The organism is Pseudocolwellia antarctica, assembly GCF_049933045.1.
Lineage (GTDB): Bacteria > Pseudomonadota > Gammaproteobacteria > Enterobacterales > Alteromonadaceae > Pseudocolwellia.
In genome coordinates this window covers 2,222,715-2,240,664 of sequence record NZ_CP187926.1, presented here as the reverse complement: position 1 = coordinate 2,240,664, position 17,950 = coordinate 2,222,715, and the positions used below count along the sequence as shown (strand labels likewise).

Below are 17,950 nucleotides of genomic sequence, written 5' to 3'. Positions count from 1 at the left end.
TAGCTGGTAAAACCAGATGGTCAAGCAGGATAACATATTAATAATAAAACTGATTTTGGGATTGAAATCCGTAACATTTTCATTATTTATACCAAGTGATTAAGCTTATTAACTTATGTTAATTAAGCTTAGTGGTTATCACTTTTAAGCCCAAAGCTATCATGGCAACACCTGTGACTCGGTCTACCCAATGTCCCATTGCTTGAAACTTCTTATTGATAGCGGGTCTTGAAAGTAACAATACGACACTTGAAAACCATATAAATTGAATAGCCATTATCCACGTACCGTAGATTAATAAATGCGATAAAGGTAAGTCAGGAGATAATACTAAGGTAAACAATGATACGAAATAAATAGGGGCTTTAGGGTTTAATGCATTACATAAGAAACCTGCACCAATACTTTTTAGTGCTGATTTTTCTTTAGGAATAGTTTGAGTTGTTTCATCAGCAGCAATGTTAGTGGCTTTTTTGGATGTAAGTCCTTTATAACCTAGATACATTAAATAGCAGCCACCAATAATTTTAATCGCCCAAAGTGCTGAGCTTGAATTGGCAATAATGGCTGCTAACCCAAGTGCTGAATAAATAAGATGAATAGATAAGCCTAAGGTGATGCCTATACTACAAAGTAAGCCTGTTTTCTTACCATGGGTTAGCGTTTGTTGCGAAACCAAAACAAAGTCGGGTCCTGGGGCTGCAGCCGCTAAAAAGTGAATGGTAGTGATGACAATTAAGCCTTGAATTAAATCCATTTTATTCGTCTCTGTTTTAACATCAGGTCTCTGTGATGTAAATAATTAGACTCATTCTATGTTGAGTCAGCAATTTTGTCGAATGTTAGATTACGAGCAGTAGACTAACATGATAAACTGGACACAATTCATCACCATAAATTACAGAATACAAAACAGTCTATGTTCCAATTAAATTTAACGCAGTTTACCCAAGAAGAATTCTTACGTGATTACTGGCAAAAAAAGCCTGTATTGATCAAGCAAGGTTTCTTAAATTTTGAAGATCCAATCTCACCTGATGAATTAGCGGGCATTGCTTGTGAAGAGCAAGTTCAGTCGCGTCTTATTCACCATACTGATGGTAAATGGCAAGCTGATTTTGGTCCGTTTGAGTCTTACGATCATCTAGGTGAAGAAAACTGGTCGTTGGTAATACAGGCATTAGATAATTGGTCGGAAGATGCGGCTAAAATTATAGAAGCTTTTCGCTTTATTCCTCATTGGCGTTTAGATGACTTAATGGCGAGCTTTGCAACGCCAGGCGGTAGTGTTGGTCCTCACATGGATAAATACGATACTTTTATTTGCCAAGGTTCTGGAAGCAGACGTTGGAGAGTAGGGGATAATGGTGAACATAAAGAATTCTCTGCTCATACGGCTTTACTTCATGTTGAAAGCTTCGACGCGATTATTGATGAAGAATTAGACGCTGGCGATATTTTATATATCCCACCAGGTTTCCCACATGAAGGTTCATCATTAAATAATTCAATGAGTTTTTCTGTTGGTTTTAGAACAAATTCAACGGTGAGTTTGTTAAGTGCTTTTGCTGATCATTTAATTGATAACGATCAAGGCAATGAATTAATTCAAGATCCTAATCGTGAAGCGACGAATAACAGCGGAGCTATTGATAATAAAGATTATCAATTGATTAAAAATCAACTCCAACAAATTCTTGATAACGATGATGCTTTTAGAGATTTTACGGGCAGCTATATGTCGCAAGCTAAACATGAAATGGATCTTGTGCCTAATGAAGAGCCGTTCTCAGATGAAGACATTTCAGACATATTGTCGCAAACAAGTATATTACGCTTAGGTGGATTACGTGCTTTTTACTTTACCGACACAGTAGAGCAAGGCATTTGTTACATTAATGGCAGCCAAGTTGATTTCGATTCAAGTATTACACCTGTTGTTAAATTAATGTGCGATAACGTATGTGTCGAGGCAGAAGATTTAGCACAATGGAAAGATAACTCAGCATTTATTGGCTTTGTTAAAGCACAATTAGATTTAGGTTATTGGTATTTTTCAGAATAAATAAAGTGAGATTATCTTAAAAGAATTTCAATAAGCTAATCTCAACCATTTATGAAAATGAATACCCAAGTTAATAGTAAAGGTTATTGTTAGAGTTATGTTATGCGTATAGATAAGTTTATTTGTAAAAGTACTGAATTAACCCGAAATGAAGCTAAAAAAGTACTTAAAATTGGTGATGTAAAGGTAAACGGTGAAGTTGTTAAAAATGCAGCTACACAAGTTCATGAGAATAATACCGTTGATATTGATGGACAAATTCTAACTCCACGAACCTCTCGCTATATTATGGTACATAAACCATTAGATACTATTTGCTCGAATATTGATGAGGTTTATCCTTCTATACTCAATTATGTTGAAGTAGATAAAGCCTTTGATTTACACATAGCAGGGCGATTAGATGCAGATACCACGGGTTTAGTGATAGTTACAGATGATGGTCGATGGTCGCATAATATTATTTCCCCTAATAAAGAATGCCCTAAAACGTATCGTGTGTGGTTACGTAACCCTATTGATAAATCAGCGATTGAAAGGTTCAAAGTTGGTGTTCAGCTTCAAGGCGAAGACGGTTTAACCAAACCAGGCATACTTGAGATTATTGAAGAGCAAGAAGTGCTATTAACGATTACTGAAGGGAAATACCACCAAGTAAAACGTATGTTTGCCGCTATAGGTAATAAAGTGGTTGGCTTACACCGCGAGAGTATTGGTATTGTTGAATTGGCTGATTTACCTTTGGGTGAATGGCGTTATTTAACAGAAGGTGAAGTTGATTTTTTTAAATAATTAAGCTGGTTAAATACTTATTAGCTGGTTATTTCTATAGTTATATTTAAAGTTATAAATTGACTCAAATAGAAGACCGAAATAACTAAACCTCTACTGTTCTCTGCCGATATAAGTAAATATCCTATCAAAAGTTAATATAAATTATTTAGAGGTTGGTTGTCATGGATGTTCTTCCAGAGCTATTAGCAGCAGCGCTTGTTCCCAAAGCTGAAAGTACAGGGAACAATAAAAAACAAAAGAATGAACATTATAAGAAAGAGGCTTTGCCGAAAAAGGTTGATGCTTCTGACGAAGATGATGTTGATGAAAATAAAGCTAAGCTGGTTGAGAAAAGATCTAACTGGGTTGAGAAAGATAGACGCTCTACTAATGACCGTAGAAAACAGGTGGCTAAACGTGGTCGCTGGTTAGAGTCTAGAGATATTAAAGATCGTAGAAGATCTGAAAATAAAATATCAATTACCATTTAACCATTTTAGTATTTAATGCCTTTCTGATATTGAATTGTGTAGTTTTTAGGAGACTTTTAAACTGTAGATTTTATAGGTAAAAATAAACTAGTCAGTGTTTTATAACTATGAACATATAGCTATTAGTTATATGTTTGTAAGCTGTATTGAGTAGTTTGTAGTGATATAATTTTACAGAATAGCGCTTAATACTAATAAGATTTAAGCGCGTATTTAAATTTTATATAGGAGTTTTCCGAGTTTACTTTTTAGGATTTAACTCATTAAATTTAGCTAACTGTTCAGGTGTTGCTGGCAGTTGATGTTTCTCTTTCCATTCAGAATACGGCATTCCATATACTTGCTGGCGTGCAGTTTCAATATCGACTTCCACACCTAACTTTTCAGCTTCTGAAACTGTCCATTTAGATAAACAGTTTCTACAAAAATCAGCTAAGTTCATTAAATCAATATTTTGTACATCTTTACGACTGTCTAAATGTGCAAGAAAACGTCTAAATACTGCTGCTTGAATTTCTATTTCTTTATCCATGACTTATTACTCTTTATTTGTTTTAGTGCGTTTAAGGCTATTCTAACTACACCGTAATTGTTTATTAATCTAATGACTCTATAAGTTGTTCGTCTTCTGACTCTTCAACTGGCGCTATCTGATCATGTCGTCTTATTTGAATGATCATCCCCATGTACGGATGATCAAAATAGTGTATTTCTTTACTGCGTACACGTTTGTTTTGTTCAAGGCGAATAGATTTTAATTTAACTGGCTGTTTTGTAATAAGTTGATTAGTTGCCTGTTCTGCAAGCGACATATTAATAACGTTGAAGTCAGCTGTTATATGCAGAAAATGTTCTACTTCAACTTTTAATAAACCTTCTATTGTCCAATCTTGCGAAGGTTTTTGTGGTTCTATAAGTTGCTGCTCAGAAGTTAGCTCATCACCTGTTACAAGGGAGTTTGTTACTGGGTTAACTAAATCATTAGGATCAGAACTTAGCTCAGCTAATACGCTTTTTATATCTGGCTGTGTGTTTTTAGCTTGTTTTAATATGTTGGCAATTTGCTCTTGAAGCGCTTCTTCTTGTATTTGGCTATTAATGTTTATTGTTGTGTTTGAAGAAATATTATTAATATCATTTAATGAGCTGTAAGCACCTTGTTCAGTAAATAATTGATTATTTTGTTGAATAGCTAATGCATTTAGGTTCGCACGCTTGTAGTTACTTAGCGCTTGATTATAGGGCTGTATAAGATTCTCACCTGCATATAATTTAAGAGGTATTGCGTCTTTTGGGCCTTTTGTTATTTGGCGCCATCCCATATGTAATAAAGGTCTGAAGTTTCGACTACGCTTTAGCTGTTGAAAAATATCTTGAAGTTGTAAAGATTCTTCACTGATCAAGTAAGGATGATCTGTCGTTAAGTCTTCTTCACCTGTTATTAACTCTGGAATATTATTTGGCTCGGTTCCGTTGTAATAAAAGTTTGGGTTTTCTTTTTTATACTCAACAAAAAAGGCTTCTGGAATTTTACACAATTCTTGTGGAATATTTACTTGAGTTAACGGCTGATTATGTTGGTAACTACTTTCTATAGCTTGAACCAATTCAGCATCAATAGCCGTGTTATTTTCATTATTTTGATAGCTATTAGAAATAAATGTAGATGAATAAACTTCTTGTCTGCCTATTGAGTTTTCAGTCAAACCAACTAAGCCTGCGCCTAACTCAGCGTTAGAAAAGAGAGTAAGTTCTGAGTTATCAAAAAGGTTAAAGTTATGATCTTTAGCTTGGATTACTTTTTCTTCATAGTTTGAAGATTGAATAGTAAAGTTACTTGTTATGAAAGGTGAGGCAGGAGTATTGATAAAACCTTCACAAGTCGGCAATCTATTTTTTAATGTTGAAATGTCAGAAGCTAAATATGGACCTAAAAGGTCAATAACTGAGATGGGTTTAGGTAATTCACTGGATTCAGGAAAGGCTTCTTGCAGACGACTTTTATCGTCAATCTGGCTGAATAATATTACTTCAATTTCAAACCATGTATTTTCATAATTTCTTGCTGCATTAACATTTAAAGACAATGTAATTGCAGGGAACAAGGCAATGAAACTGGTTTTCTTTAGTAAGTTCCTGATCAATTTTTTTCCTTTAATTTCTATATTTCGAGTAACTTATTGCTCAATAATACCAAATTTTAACGGTAAATAGTTACTAATAAATTTACATTTAATTAACAAATAGATATTACTTCGCTAAGTTAATTCATTTAGTACTGAAGCGATTAAAATAAATCGAGACTTGCTGTCTTCAGTTTTTTGAATAAATCTCAGTTTATTTGCGCCTTCCATTTTGTACATTGTTTGTTTTTGTTGAATGAGTTTAATAATTTGCATTGGATCAACTTTCGTATCGTCACTAAATTCGATTGAACCACTGGTGTTGCTTGCTTCAATACGAGATATTCCTATTTTTTGTGCTTTTAGGCGCAATTTAGCAATATGAACTAAGTTTTTCGCAGGCTGAGGTAATAAACCGAAACGGTCGATAAGCTCTACCTGTATCTCGTCTAGCTCTTGCTTGTTTTTGCAACTGGCAATACGTTTATAAATACTCAATCTTAAGCTAATATCAAATATATAATCATCAGGCAGTAAAGCTGGAACTCGTAGTTCAATTTCTGTTTGGCTTCGCATCACTTGGTCGAGTGATAATTCTTTACCATCTTTAAGTGCAGCAACTGCTTGGTCGAGCATTTCCATATATAAACTAAAACCAATTTGACTCATAGAACCACTTTGATCTTCACCTAACAATTCCCCCGCACCACGTATTTCTAAATCGTGTGTGGCGAGTGTAAAACCTGCACCCAAATCTTCAAGTGATGCGATTGCGTCTAAACGCTTTTTAGCATCTTTGGTCATGGCTTTTACGTGAGGGGTAAGTAAGTAAGCATAGGCTTGATGATGAGAACGACCTACACGACCACGAAGCTGATGCAATTGCGCTAAACCTAAACGGTCAGCTCGGTCCATAATAATAGTATTTGCACTCGGTACATCAATACCCGTTTCAATAATAGTAGTACATAAAAGGACATTGTAACGTTGATGATAAAAGTCGCTCATTACACGTTCAAGCTCTCTTTCACGCATTTGTCCATGGGCGACAATAATGCGAGCTTCAGGCACTAAGGTTTGAATGTCAGCTGCTGTTTTTTCTATAGTGTCTACATTGTTATGTAAAAAGTAAACTTGCCCACCACGCACAATTTCACGCAGTATTGATTCACGAATAAGAGCGTCGTCTCTTTGTCTCACAAAAGTTTTTACTGCTAAACGTTTTGCTGGTGGTGTAGCAATAATAGATAAATCACGCATGCCGCCCATCGCCATATTTAACGTTCTTGGAATAGGTGTGGCTGTTAGTGTTAAAATATCAACATTACTTCTTAGCTGTTTAATTTTTTCTTTTTGTTTAACACCAAAGCGATGTTCTTCATCAACAATTAATAAACCTAAATCTTTATATTTAATACTGTTTTGTAAAAGCTTATGAGTACCGATTAAAATATCTATTTCGCCAGATTCTACTTTGGCGATAACTGCATTTTGCTCTTTAGTGGTTTTAAAGCGCGATAATACTTCGATTGAAATAGGCCAGTTGGCGAAGCGATCTCTGAAGTTTTCATAATGCTGCTGAGCAAGTAGAGTAGTAGGTACAAGAATGGCGGTTTGTTTACCATCGTTAACCGCAATAAATGCCGCACGCATTGCTACTTCTGTTTTACCAAAACCAACATCACCACAAACTAGACGATCCATGGTTTTAGATGACAACATATCACTGATCACTGCATTAATAGCTTGTTCTTGGTCATGCGTTTCTTCAAAACCAAAACTGTCAGCAAAGGCACGATATTCTTGCTTGTCTCGTTTAAAAGTATAACCATGATTGTTAGCGCGTTTGGCGTAAATATCTAATAGTTCTGCCGCTACATCTTTAACTTTTTCAACGGCTTTTTTCTTCGCTTTACTCCAGCTATCTGTACCTAACTTATGTAAAGGTGCATGTTCAGCATCTGTGCCTGAATAACGGCTAATCAAATGTAATGAAGCAACGGGCACGTAAAGTTTTGCATCGTTAGCATAACTTAACATTAAAAATTCAGTGGTCATGCCGCCAGTTTCTAATGTTTCTAATCCTGAATAACGTCCAATACCATGGTCAATATGCATAACCGGTTGACCGATAGATAATTCAGCGAGGTTTTTAAATAATGCGTCAGCTTGAATATCTTTTTGTTTATTGCGACGACGAGTTTGTTGGACTCTATCACCGAGTAATTCTGATTCAGTAATTAAAGCGATAGCATTCTTTTTAGCCACGCCTTTACTTTGAAAGATAAAACCATGGGTGAGGGCGTTTACGGTAATACCTATAACGTCATCACTTTCAACAAAACTGTCGATATCATTAAAGGTTTTAGGTTTTATATTGTCGCGTTTAAGCAGTTCTAAAACACTTTCACGTCGACCTTGGCTCTCAGCAACAAAGAGTATTTTACCTGGCGATTCTTTGTCTTTCATGAATCGAGTTAATAACTCAAATGGTTGTTTTAATTTATGGTCTACGGTGAGATCAGGTAACGATTTTACATCGAAATGAATTGTGCCTGCTTTAGTGCTAGGTTCTTCATCAAGGTTACTTTCAAGTGTAGCAGTTAATTCTATGTTTAATTGAGGGTTTTCTGCTGTTTTAGTTGCACGGTTCGCTTGTAAAACAATTCTATCGTAAGGTTTTAACTCGGTGTAAAGCTCTTCACTATTTAAAAATAATTTATCAGGGGCGACTAACGGGCGAGAAGTATCATATTTTCGATCTTCATATCTAAAGGTGGCATCTGTCCAGAATCCAGCTTGTGCTTTATCAATATCACCCGAAATAATGACTAAAGTATTCTCGGGTAAGTAGTCACACAAGGTATTAGTTTCATCAAAAAATAGTGGTAAATAATATTCGATACCAGCGGGTAAAATGCCATTGCTGACTTGATGATACACAGACTCTTTAGGAATATTACCTGTGAACATTTCACGGTATTGACTTCTAAATAAATTAATACCGTTTTCATCTGTTGGAAATTCATGGGCAGGTAATAAATCTATGCCTGCAATTTTGTCACTCGAACGTTGAGTTTCAGGATCGAATAAACGAATTTCGTCAATTTCATCGTCAAAAAAATCTAATCTGAATGGTGTTTTACTGCCCATAGGAAATAGATCGATAATTGCGCCACGTGCACTAAATTCACCATGTTCCATTACTTGATCTACAGCACGGTAACCGCTCGCTTCCAGTTCTCGTTTTAACTGAGTAAGATCTTTTCTATCACCTTTTTTGATGATTAAACTGTTTTGTTCAAGATACTTCTTAGGTGAAATACGTTGCAGTAAAGTACAAACTGGAACAATCACTACGCCTTTTTTCATTCGAGACAATTGATATAAAGTTGCAAGGCGTTGCGAAATAATGTCTTGATGCGGTGAAAAAGTATCGTAAGGTAATGTTTCCCAATCAGGAAATAAGCAAATTGATAAGGCATTACTGCTATTTAAGCTTTTAAGTTCGTGCTCAATTCTTATGGCAGATGGCGTGTCATGAGTCAGTAACAAAACAGGCGAGTCGGCATTACATGCACCATGATATATCGCTAAACTTGAGCTACTGCCTTGTAAGTTCGTCCATGTTTTTTTATCTGCATTTTTCCCTTTTCTTTTCGCTAATACAGGATTGAAAAGGCTTGTATTCTTACTCATAACATCTCTATAAATTTGTTGTCTTTATATTATTACGTATGGCTTCGGCTAAGCGATCATTAAAATTAACCGAAATGAAAAGTAGACGTATTTTATTCGCTCTTCAGTCTATTAAATATAAACTAAAATTTTGAAAAATCAGCGTTATATTACCATGAGAATGATTAAAAAGTTTATAGGCTACTAAGTATTTAAGGTAAGTTTTAAGTTAACGTATTATTTAAGGTAAAAAAGGGTAAAAATTTGAGTAGGTCCTTTACATAAAAAAGGTTTAATAATACCCTAGCTTCCTACAATTAACTTAAAAGGAATTAAGTATGTCTTGGGCAAAACTCGACACACATATAAACGCACACTCACTTATTACTGTAGATAGCCATTCTTGTAAACAATATGGTGTTTCATTAAGCCAAACTTTCCCATTTCATAAAGTTAACTTTACTTGCCAAGCATTAGCTATGCTTTCGCAGTTAAACGATTTTGACCAACAAATGGTAGAAAAAGAAATTAAACATATTTGTGCCCACCCTAATGCAAAAAACTCATTAAAGCACAGTCGCAATCCGTTAAAGCGACTTTGGCGAACACAATACCCGTTTAAAAATTATCATTATTTGGTCAGATACGACTTAGATTTAAATACAATCAATATTACAGATATCTTATTTGATAAAAAATTGACCGGACCAAAAGATAAGTTCTCAGCAGAACGAACCATGCTATATGAAGTCGATAGGATAACGTCAGCTACTTATGATAAAGCTAAGGACTTGGATGGCATTGAAGAATTAAAAGGCGCATGGGAAAGAGCTCCAATACCTACAACACAAGTAAAAACATCTCATGCAGCTGTTAACGGTATGTTGAACGAGTTAGATAAAGCTGCGTGGTTGATGGGCACACATTTAGATACGGCTTATCAAAGTGATAAAATAAAAGCTTATACTTTATTTCATAACCCTACAGATAAAGCTCTCTTAGATGTTGCAGAGTGTGCTTTTGATAAACGCCAAGGCAATAAATCTCATAATGCTCAACATTTAGCGGCTATATTGGCACAGAATCATCAACAAGGTAAAAAAGTTAAATGGGTAGTACATAGCCAAGGGGCTATTATATTCTATGCAGCATTACAGCATTATCGTATCCATTACGGTAAAAGTTTAACTACGCAAGAAGTAGCAATTCATGGTTCAGGGGCTAATGTAAATAACTTTATTGAAGTAGCAGGTAAATTAGGTATAACTATTAACTCTGTTCGCAATAACCCCTATGATATGGTGCCGAATGTATTTGGTGCTAATGACCTGTCAGCAAGCAGCTTGGCTCGTTCGCTAAAGTTTGGGATATATCTTGTAGCAGACCCAGGCGTTAGCCCACATACATTACCTTTTTTAGGATTAAGAACTTACGCTGACCAATTACAATTATTGGGTAATGTGCCTGCGGCAACTAAAGTGAGAAAATTTATGAATACTCTACCAATAGGTGACAGTCGAATATGATACAACTCATCAAAGGTTATTGGCGTGGTTTTGTAGGTGGTCCTAGTTTTGATCAAGCGGTTAACCATAAGTTTATTTTAGAGGATAAGCAATTAACAGTAACCTTACCTAATACTAACCTTGCTGTTGTTCCAAACAAAATAGATATCAGTTTTCCGTATACGTCAGCTTGTTGGTTTGATGAGAATAAAAAGATGTATGAACAACATACATTTGTTCGGATTGTTACCAGTGCTTGGATGTATGTACCCGTTATTAGCATTATCCCAGGCGATGAATTTGGCATGTTAAGTTGTCAATTACGTATTAAACAGACTGATAAAATTAATGTATTCGATAAGCAAGCATTAGCTGTATTTGTAATACAAGCTTATAATGATTTTCATAATGGATCAGATGGTAAAAATACAAAAATTCGTAAAGAGATCACTGAGCAATCGAGTAAAATGGCTGTACCTTTTACAGCCGAAGAGTTAGAAGAAGAAATTACTGGCTGGATTGAAAATAGAGGGAAACCTCCCATCCCTCCAGCTCAAATGATTAAGTTTAATCAGAATGATTGGGTATTTTATCAAGAAGTACGCAGTAATAGTTTATCAAGAAATGATTATTATTGTTTACCGTTAAATGAAAGTAGTTTTTTAGAAGTTAAGTTTGATCATAGTGTCGATAGATCTGATAAACACAAAAAGTGGTCGAAAGCAGCTCTAGCGTCTCAACAACAGATTATGGAATCTATTCGTTTAACACCTATTCTGGATGAGAAAAATAATTTACTTGTTGATAATGTGACAAAGGATAAAGCGTGATAAAACTACTTAAAGGTTTTTGGCGTGGATTTTTTGGTGGGCCTGATTATATTAACAATACTCATTACCAATTCACGTTAGAGAATCAGAAACTCGAAGTGGTATTGCCAAGTGAACCTGTTAAATATGAACATGTGGATTTAACCTACCCCTATAAATCAAAACAATGGGTAGAGGAAAATTTTAAGATTGAAAATCAACATGAATATTTTCAATTAATGGGAGATGGATGGAGTTTTTGTCCGTTAAGAGGGTTATTTTATTATAATGTATATGGTTCAATACTTTGCTTGATTCGTTTAAAAAGAGTTAATTCTATAAATGTATTAGATAAACAAGCTTTATCTCAATATGTTATTCAAGCTTATGATGATTTTTATAATGGACCTGAAGGATCAAATACTCAATTACGACAATCAACCCAAGAACAATTACCTGATGTTTCACCTGAACATTTAGAAGTAGAAACTATGGCTCGAATACAGGTTTGGGGTCATCCTTCAATCCCTGCTGCAACGATGAAAAGTATTAATAATATTGAATGGGTTTTTTATCAAGAAATTAGAGATACAAGCTTTGCAAGAAAAGATTTTTATTGTTTACCTTTGAATGAAGATACCTTTTTAGAATTTCAATTTGATTATACTGTTCAGAAGAGACCCGAAAAATTTAAAGGGTGGGAGAAATATGCTTTAGAGCTACAAGAGCGTATTATGAAGTCTATTCGTTTAATCGATATTCCACCGAATAAATAATAACTCATTAATGACAAATCGACTATTCATAACTCAGTGTAAAAGTTAATGATACAACTAATAAAAGACTTTTGGCGTGGCTTTGTTGGGGGACCTGAGTTTAAGCTTAGCATTACTCATAAATTTAACTTAAAAGATGAACAATTAAGCGTTACTTTACCTGATAGTAATGTTGCAGCCGCTTCTAGTACTGTTGATGTTCACTTTCCTCACTCATCAAAGAGTTGGTTTGAACAAAATAAAAAAGTATATGAACAACATGAGTTTGTTCGGCTTATTACTGAAAATTGGATGTATGTACCTACTATAAGTATTACTCCTAGCTCTGAATATGGCATGCTGAGTTGTCAGTTACGTATTAAACAGACCGATAAAATTAATGTACTCGATAAGCAAGCATTAGCTGTATTTGTAATAAAAGCTTATAACGATTTTCATAATGGACTAAATGGTAAAAATACAAAAATTCGTCAGGAGATAACGGAACAGTCAAGTAAAAAAGCCACACCTTGGACACCAGAAAAACTTCAAGAAGAAATTGATGGTTGGATTGAGAATAGAGGAAAGCCTCTTATTCCTGCAGCCCAGATGATTAAGTTTAATCAAAATGATTGGATATTTTATCAAGAGGTACGTAGTAATCGCTTATCACGATACGATTATTATTGTTTACCCTTGAGTGAGAACAGTTTTTTAGAAGTTAAATTTAATTATCGAGTTGATAGATCAGATAAATTTAAAAAGTGGGAAAAACATGCATTAGCTTCACAAGAGCTAATTATGGAGTCTATTAGTTTAGCACCCATTCCTTTAGATCAAGATAACTTACTTGTTGATAATACAGCAAAGGATTAGAAGTGATAAAACTACTAAAAGGTATTTGGCGTGGATTTTTAGGTGGTGTTGACTATAAAAATGATGCTACCTACCAGTTTACTTTAGATTCTGAAATGCTTGAAGTTGTTTTACCTTGTGACTATCCTATAAGCTTCAGTGATAGAGATTTACATTACCCGTATCAGTCAATTGAATGGTTTGAGGACAGCGCTAGAGTTGAAGAACAACATAAATTTATTGCAATAATAACTGATGGTTGGAACTTTCGGTCATTCTGGAGTTTATTATTTTATCGTGTATACGGGACGTTAAGATGTTCTATACGTTTAAAAAAAACCGATTGTATAAATGTACTAGATAAACAAGCTTTATCTCAATATGTTGTTCAAGCTTATGATGATTTTTATAATGGACTTAAAGGATCAAATACTCAATTACGACAATTAATCCAAGAGCAATTACCCGATGTTTCACCTGAACATTTAGAGGTTGAAACAATGGCTCGAATACATGTTTGGGGGCACCCTTCAATTCCTGCTGCAATGATGAAAAGTATTAATAATATTGAATGGGTTTTTTATCAAGAAATTAGAGATACAAGTTTCGAAAGAAAAGACTTTTATTGTTTACCTTTGAATGAAGATACCTTTTTAGAAGTTAGATTTAATTATATTATTCAGAAGAGACCTAAAAAATTTAAACGATGGGAGAAATATGCTTTAGAGTTACAAGAGCGTATTATGAAGTCTATTCGTTTAACCGATATTGTTGCTGTACAAGCTAGTAAAAACACTAACTCTCAAGATCTTAAATAAATCAATTAAGAGTTATCTGTTTTAAATTCTGATAAAATAACTTTTTTGCAATTTTCAGTATGTACCTTATATTTTTAAGGACAATTATTTGATTTATTTTTTAGGATACTCCTTTGACCAATAACGATATTTTACGTCGCCTTAGATACACGTTTAATTTTAACGACCAAAAAATGATTAACATTTTTGCTCTAGCTGAAAGTACGGTTACCCGTGAAGAAGTAAGCAATTGGTTAAAGAAGGAAGAAGATCCCGCTTATATTAATTGTCCGGACGTTACATTAGCGACTTTTTTAAATGGTTTGATTAATGAAAAGCGTGGTAAAAAAGAGGGTCCTCAACCACAACCTGAAAAAAGAATTACCAATAATATTATTTTAACTAAGTTAAAAATTGCTCTTAACTTAAAAGCTGAAGATATACTTGAAATTGTAAAAGCTGAAGAGTTTAATTTTAGTAAATCTGAACTTGGTGCTTTTTTCAGAAAGGCTGATCACAAGCATTATAAAGTATGTAAAGATCAATTCTTACGTAACTTTATTAGAGGTTTAGATAATAAATATCATGTAGCTCGTCCTGAAAAGTTTACTAAGCAACAAGATACGGCAGATAACGAAGTAACTCGCACGGATAACAAAGCAAAAACTTGGACTAAAAGAGCCGATAGAACGTCAGATAATGCTCAGGATAAATCTATTGAAAATAGGGACGAATATTACAAGGAGGCTAAACCTAATGCGAGTAAATTGTATGTTAACCCTAAAGCCAAAACGACTGAAAAAGCTGAGCCAGAACGTAAAGTGTTAAAACTTAAACCGAAAGATATTTGGGGCGAGTAATTTCTTTGTAAGTTTTTCTTTAATAGCCCGATGAATATTGGGCTTTTTTAATTCTTCACTTATACAATTCTAAAATCATAAACATCAGAAGCTTACATCATGTTGTATCTATTCATTATATTTTTAAGTGCCTTTTTACTTTTTCAAGTTCAGCCTTTAATTGCTAAATTAATATTGCCATTATTTGGTGGTGGTGCTGCTATTTGGACTGCTTGTTTATTGTTTTTTCAAGCTTTTTTACTGCTTGGTTATTTGTATGCCCATATATTATCAAAATGTAAAAGTTTAACGACTCAGGTATCTATCCATTCAGTTGCACTGTTAGCTAGCTTACTGTTTATGCCGATAGGTTTAAAAGAGCTTACTGAGTTTGATCAATCAGCACCGTTATCAGATATTTTAAAGCTTTTAGTATTATCTATTGGAGCACCTTATTTTTTATTATCTTCAACTGGGCCCTTAGTACAAAAATGGTTGAGTTATGTTTATGCATCTAAGCCTGATTTTACACCTTATAAGCTTTATTCTTTATCTAACATAGGCTCTTTGCTAGCGTTAGTTAGTTATCCTTTTATATTTGAGCCCTTATTATCATTACCTAATCAGTTAACGTATTGGTCGGCAGGTTATATTGTTTTAGTCGGCTTACTTATTGTGTTTTGTGTGCAGTTATTTAAGTTGGTTTCTGCTTCGTCTAAGGAGCTAAGTAACGAATCTTCAGAAAAAATCACAACAAAAGAAGTTACTGTAAATCATCTTTCTTCCACTCATAGTAACCCTATTCTCTGCTTTAAACTTGATTGGTTATTATGGTTAGCATTATCAGCGATTGGTGTGGTGTTGTTGGTTTCAATAACTAATGCGATGACACAGAATATTCCACCTGTGCCTTTTTTATGGATATTGCCACTCAGTTTATATTTACTCACTTTTATTATCAGCTTTTATAGCCCTAAATGGTACGTACGTTGGTATTGGTATGTACTATTTGTATTAAGCTCGTTTGCTGGTTTATTAATGTTTTTTATTGGTTCTCAGTTCGATATTTTCTCTCAAGTATTTATCTATTCAGGCATCTTGTTGTCTGCTTGCATGATCTGTCATGGAGAACTTGTTAAGTTAAAACCATCAACCGATAGACTAACGTTATTTTATTTGAATATGTCGTTAGGTGGTTTTTTAGGTAGTGCTTTTGTTGCTTTTGTCGCTCAGCGTTACTTTACTCAATTTTTAGAATTTCCAATCGCTTTAGTCGCTGTATTTGTTTTATTAGGGAGTTGTACTTATTTACTGAGAAACTCTGCGGTTAAAGATAATAATAAGTCGCCTTCTCTAATCGCCAGTTCTTGTGGCGTTTTTTCTGTAATGCTCGTGGTAGGTTTTGTTTCTATTAATCAACAGTTTAAAGAAAATGCGGTGGAGCTTAGTCGCAATTTTTACGGTATTTTAAGTGTTAAGGATGTTGATGTTAATGGTGTTATAGAGCGACGCTTAATTGATGGAACAACTTCTCATGGTACTCAATCTACAGATGAGAAACTTGCCAATCTCCCCATGAGTTATTATCGAAAAGATTCAGGTGTGGCTTTAGCGCTTCAGCATCTGTTTTTAACTCCACAAATGAATGTTGGTTTGATAGGTTTAGGTGCTGGAACGTTAGCAACTTATGGTCGTAGAGGTGATAGTTATACCTTTTATGAGCTAAACCCTAATGTTGAACGCATGGCGCGACAGTATTTTACTTATATTGATAACAGCAAAGCGAATGTAGAAGTGATCATTGGCGATGGTAGAGTTACTTTGCAAAAAGAGTTAGATAATGGTGATGCTAATGCTTTTGATGTGTTAGTGGTTGACGCTTTTTCTGGCGATTCTGTTCCTGCACATTTGTTAACGGTTGAAGCTTTTGATTTGTATTTTTTACATCTGAAAACGAGTGGAGTGTTGGCGATTCATGTGTCTAATAGCCATTTAGATTTAACGGCTTTAGTGAAAGGTTTAGCGGTAAATCGTGATTACTCAGCTTTGTATTTTAAAACTGAAGCAACAGATACTGAAGTAACTCAAACAGAATGGGTGATAGTAACGAATAATCAATCATTCATCAGGAATGCTAAAGTGAAACGCTTACAATCTGAATGGCCTAATGACAATGAACTCGTTTGGACTGATAACTACAGTAATTTATTGTCAGTGCTTAAGTAATTACTTTATCTGGTGATTGGCTATTCTTGATTAGTGATTAGTGATTAGTGACAAGTAGTAAGAAATTCAGGAGAAAAAGGCTAATAGCTTGGAAACATATTTTTAGATATTATCTAAAGTATGTCGAAGTTATTAGCCAATGCAGTATCTAGTGTTTTACCAAGACCCTGTGTTTTCCATACTTAACCAAGGTTCTTGAGGTGCTAATGCTTCACCTTTTTGTAATAACTCGATTGATATATTGTCAGGCGATTTAATAAAAGCCATGTTGCCACAGCGAGGTGGTCTGTTAATTTCAACACCGTCATCCATTAACTTTTGGCAAAAATCGTAAATATTATCTACTTCAAAGGCTAAATGACCAAAATTTCTGCCTGTATCGTATTCTTCAGTTGAACCCCAGTTATGGGTTAGTTCTACTTCAGCTTCGCCAATAGCCGTGGCAAGATATATCAGTGTAAATTTACCTTCAGGTACGTCAATACGTTTAGTTTCTACTAATCCAAGTTGATCGCTGTAGAATTTTAGAGAAGCGTCTAAATCTTTTACTCTCACCATACTGTGCAAAAATTTCATTATTTATTTAACCTATAATTTACGTGATTGTTGTTTATATGAACCAATAATATAGCATCTCATTGGCTATTACTTTGTTCACCGTGAATATTGTTATATTTTACATTGATGTACTAATTTTCGGTAATTTTTGTTTAACTAAATGTGACAGTGCATTTATAGTTTGTATGGATAGATGAGTGAGTATATATTTGCACCATTTTCATTTGTTAAAAAAGACTTGTTACAAATTAATTAGAACGAAATTTTATGCATTTTGAGTGATGTTTTTTCATTTATAATAAGATGTTCATTTTAAGAATTACGCGTTAGAGTAGTTATACTAAGTACTACAAGCGTATGGTTAACATTGAACTTGTTCTATTTTAGTTAAAGAAGAATTACCGCCACGGATTGCGATAACATTTATAGTGAGTGCTGTATTTAAATCAACAGCTATTTATAATTAAATAAGCAA

14 protein-coding genes and 1 pseudogene are annotated in these 17,950 nt (G+C 34.3%); 10 read left to right on the top strand and 5 right to left on the bottom strand.

What is annotated here, in order from left to right; genetic code table 11:
• Positions 1-118 precede the first annotated feature (118 nt).
• A complete protein-coding gene (locus ACPUVN_RS09675; RefSeq protein ID WP_426370537.1) occupies positions 119-757 on the bottom strand; it encodes a LysE family translocator in 639 nt (212 codons plus the stop codon).
• A gap of 162 nt (positions 758-919) precedes the next feature.
• On the opposite strand from ACPUVN_RS09675, the gene ACPUVN_RS09670 reads away from it, so the two are divergent.
• The 3 genes from ACPUVN_RS09670 to ACPUVN_RS09660 all read left to right on the top strand — a co-directional run bounded on the left by ACPUVN_RS09670 (position 920) and on the right by ACPUVN_RS09660 (position 3,330).
• Positions 920-2,065, top strand: a complete 1,146-nt coding sequence (locus tag ACPUVN_RS09670) for a JmjC domain-containing protein (protein WP_426356825.1) — start codon at positions 920-922, stop codon at positions 2,063-2,065.
• A 102-nt stretch (positions 2,066-2,167) separates the two neighbouring features.
• The gene (locus ACPUVN_RS09665; protein WP_426370536.1) at positions 2,168-2,857 is read left to right on the top strand and encodes a pseudouridine synthase; all 690 of its coding nucleotides are present in this window, start codon (positions 2,168-2,170) and stop codon (positions 2,855-2,857) included.
• A gap of 164 nt (positions 2,858-3,021) precedes the next feature.
• Entirely contained in the window at positions 3,022-3,330 is a 309-nt protein-coding gene (locus ACPUVN_RS09660) for a hypothetical protein (protein WP_426356827.1), read from the top strand.
• Between the two features lie 241 nt (positions 3,331-3,571).
• On the opposite strand, the gene ACPUVN_RS09655 is transcribed toward ACPUVN_RS09660, so the two are convergent.
• The 3 genes from ACPUVN_RS09655 to mfd form a co-directional block, all read right to left on the bottom strand.
• Positions 3,572-3,862 carry a DUF1244 domain-containing protein gene (locus ACPUVN_RS09655; RefSeq protein WP_426356828.1) on the bottom strand — a complete coding sequence of 97 codons (291 nt, stop codon included), beginning with the start codon at positions 3,860-3,862 and terminating at the stop codon, positions 3,572-3,574.
• Between the two features lie 64 nt (positions 3,863-3,926).
• Positions 3,927-5,474 (bottom strand): CsiV family protein, encoded by a 1,548-nt coding sequence (locus ACPUVN_RS09650; RefSeq protein ID WP_426370535.1) that lies wholly within the window; start codon positions 5,472-5,474, stop codon positions 3,927-3,929.
• Positions 5,475-5,588: 114 nt separating this feature from the next.
• Positions 5,589-9,152, bottom strand: coding sequence for a transcription-repair coupling factor (mfd, locus tag ACPUVN_RS09645; RefSeq protein WP_426370534.1), 3,564 nt, complete (start codon positions 9,150-9,152; stop codon positions 5,589-5,591).
• A 317-nt stretch (positions 9,153-9,469) separates the two neighbouring features.
• Between mfd and ACPUVN_RS09640 the strand changes: the two genes are divergently transcribed.
• From ACPUVN_RS09640 to ACPUVN_RS09610, 7 genes and pseudogenes are all read left to right on the top strand, one after another.
• Entirely contained in the window at positions 9,470-10,657 is a 1,188-nt protein-coding gene (locus ACPUVN_RS09640) for a hypothetical protein (protein ID WP_426370533.1), read from the top strand.
• A complete protein-coding gene (locus ACPUVN_RS09635; RefSeq protein WP_426370532.1) occupies positions 10,654-11,466 on the top strand; it encodes a hypothetical protein in 813 nt (270 codons plus the stop codon). The genes ACPUVN_RS09640 and ACPUVN_RS09635 overlap by 4 nt, the downstream gene beginning before the upstream one ends.
• A complete protein-coding gene (locus ACPUVN_RS09630) occupies positions 11,463-12,221 on the top strand; it encodes a hypothetical protein (protein WP_426370531.1) in 759 nt (252 codons plus the stop codon). Before ACPUVN_RS09635 ends, ACPUVN_RS09630 begins: the two co-directional genes overlap by 4 nt.
• Before the next feature lie 48 nt (positions 12,222-12,269).
• Positions 12,270-13,076 (top strand): hypothetical protein, encoded by an 807-nt coding sequence (locus ACPUVN_RS09625; RefSeq protein ID WP_426370530.1) that lies wholly within the window; start codon positions 12,270-12,272, stop codon positions 13,074-13,076.
• Positions 13,077-13,078: 2 nt separating this feature from the next.
• Positions 13,079-13,873, top strand: coding sequence for a hypothetical protein (locus ACPUVN_RS09620; RefSeq protein WP_426370529.1), 795 nt, complete (start codon positions 13,079-13,081; stop codon positions 13,871-13,873).
• A 113-nt stretch (positions 13,874-13,986) separates the two neighbouring features.
• Positions 13,987-14,454: pseudogene (locus tag ACPUVN_RS09615) on the top strand (DUF1456 family protein); the annotation flags it as partial.
• A gap of 357 nt (positions 14,455-14,811) precedes the next feature.
• On the top strand, positions 14,812-16,917 hold the full coding sequence (locus ACPUVN_RS09610; RefSeq protein ID WP_426370528.1) for a spermidine synthase: 2,106 nt from the start codon (positions 14,812-14,814) through the stop codon (positions 16,915-16,917).
• Positions 16,918-17,073: 156 nt separating this feature from the next.
• Here ACPUVN_RS09610 and ACPUVN_RS09605 read toward each other — a convergent pair whose 3' ends face one another.
• Positions 17,074-17,493 (bottom strand): VOC family protein, encoded by a 420-nt coding sequence (locus ACPUVN_RS09605; RefSeq protein ID WP_426356835.1) that lies wholly within the window; start codon positions 17,491-17,493, stop codon positions 17,074-17,076.
• Positions 17,494-17,950 lie beyond the last annotated feature (457 nt).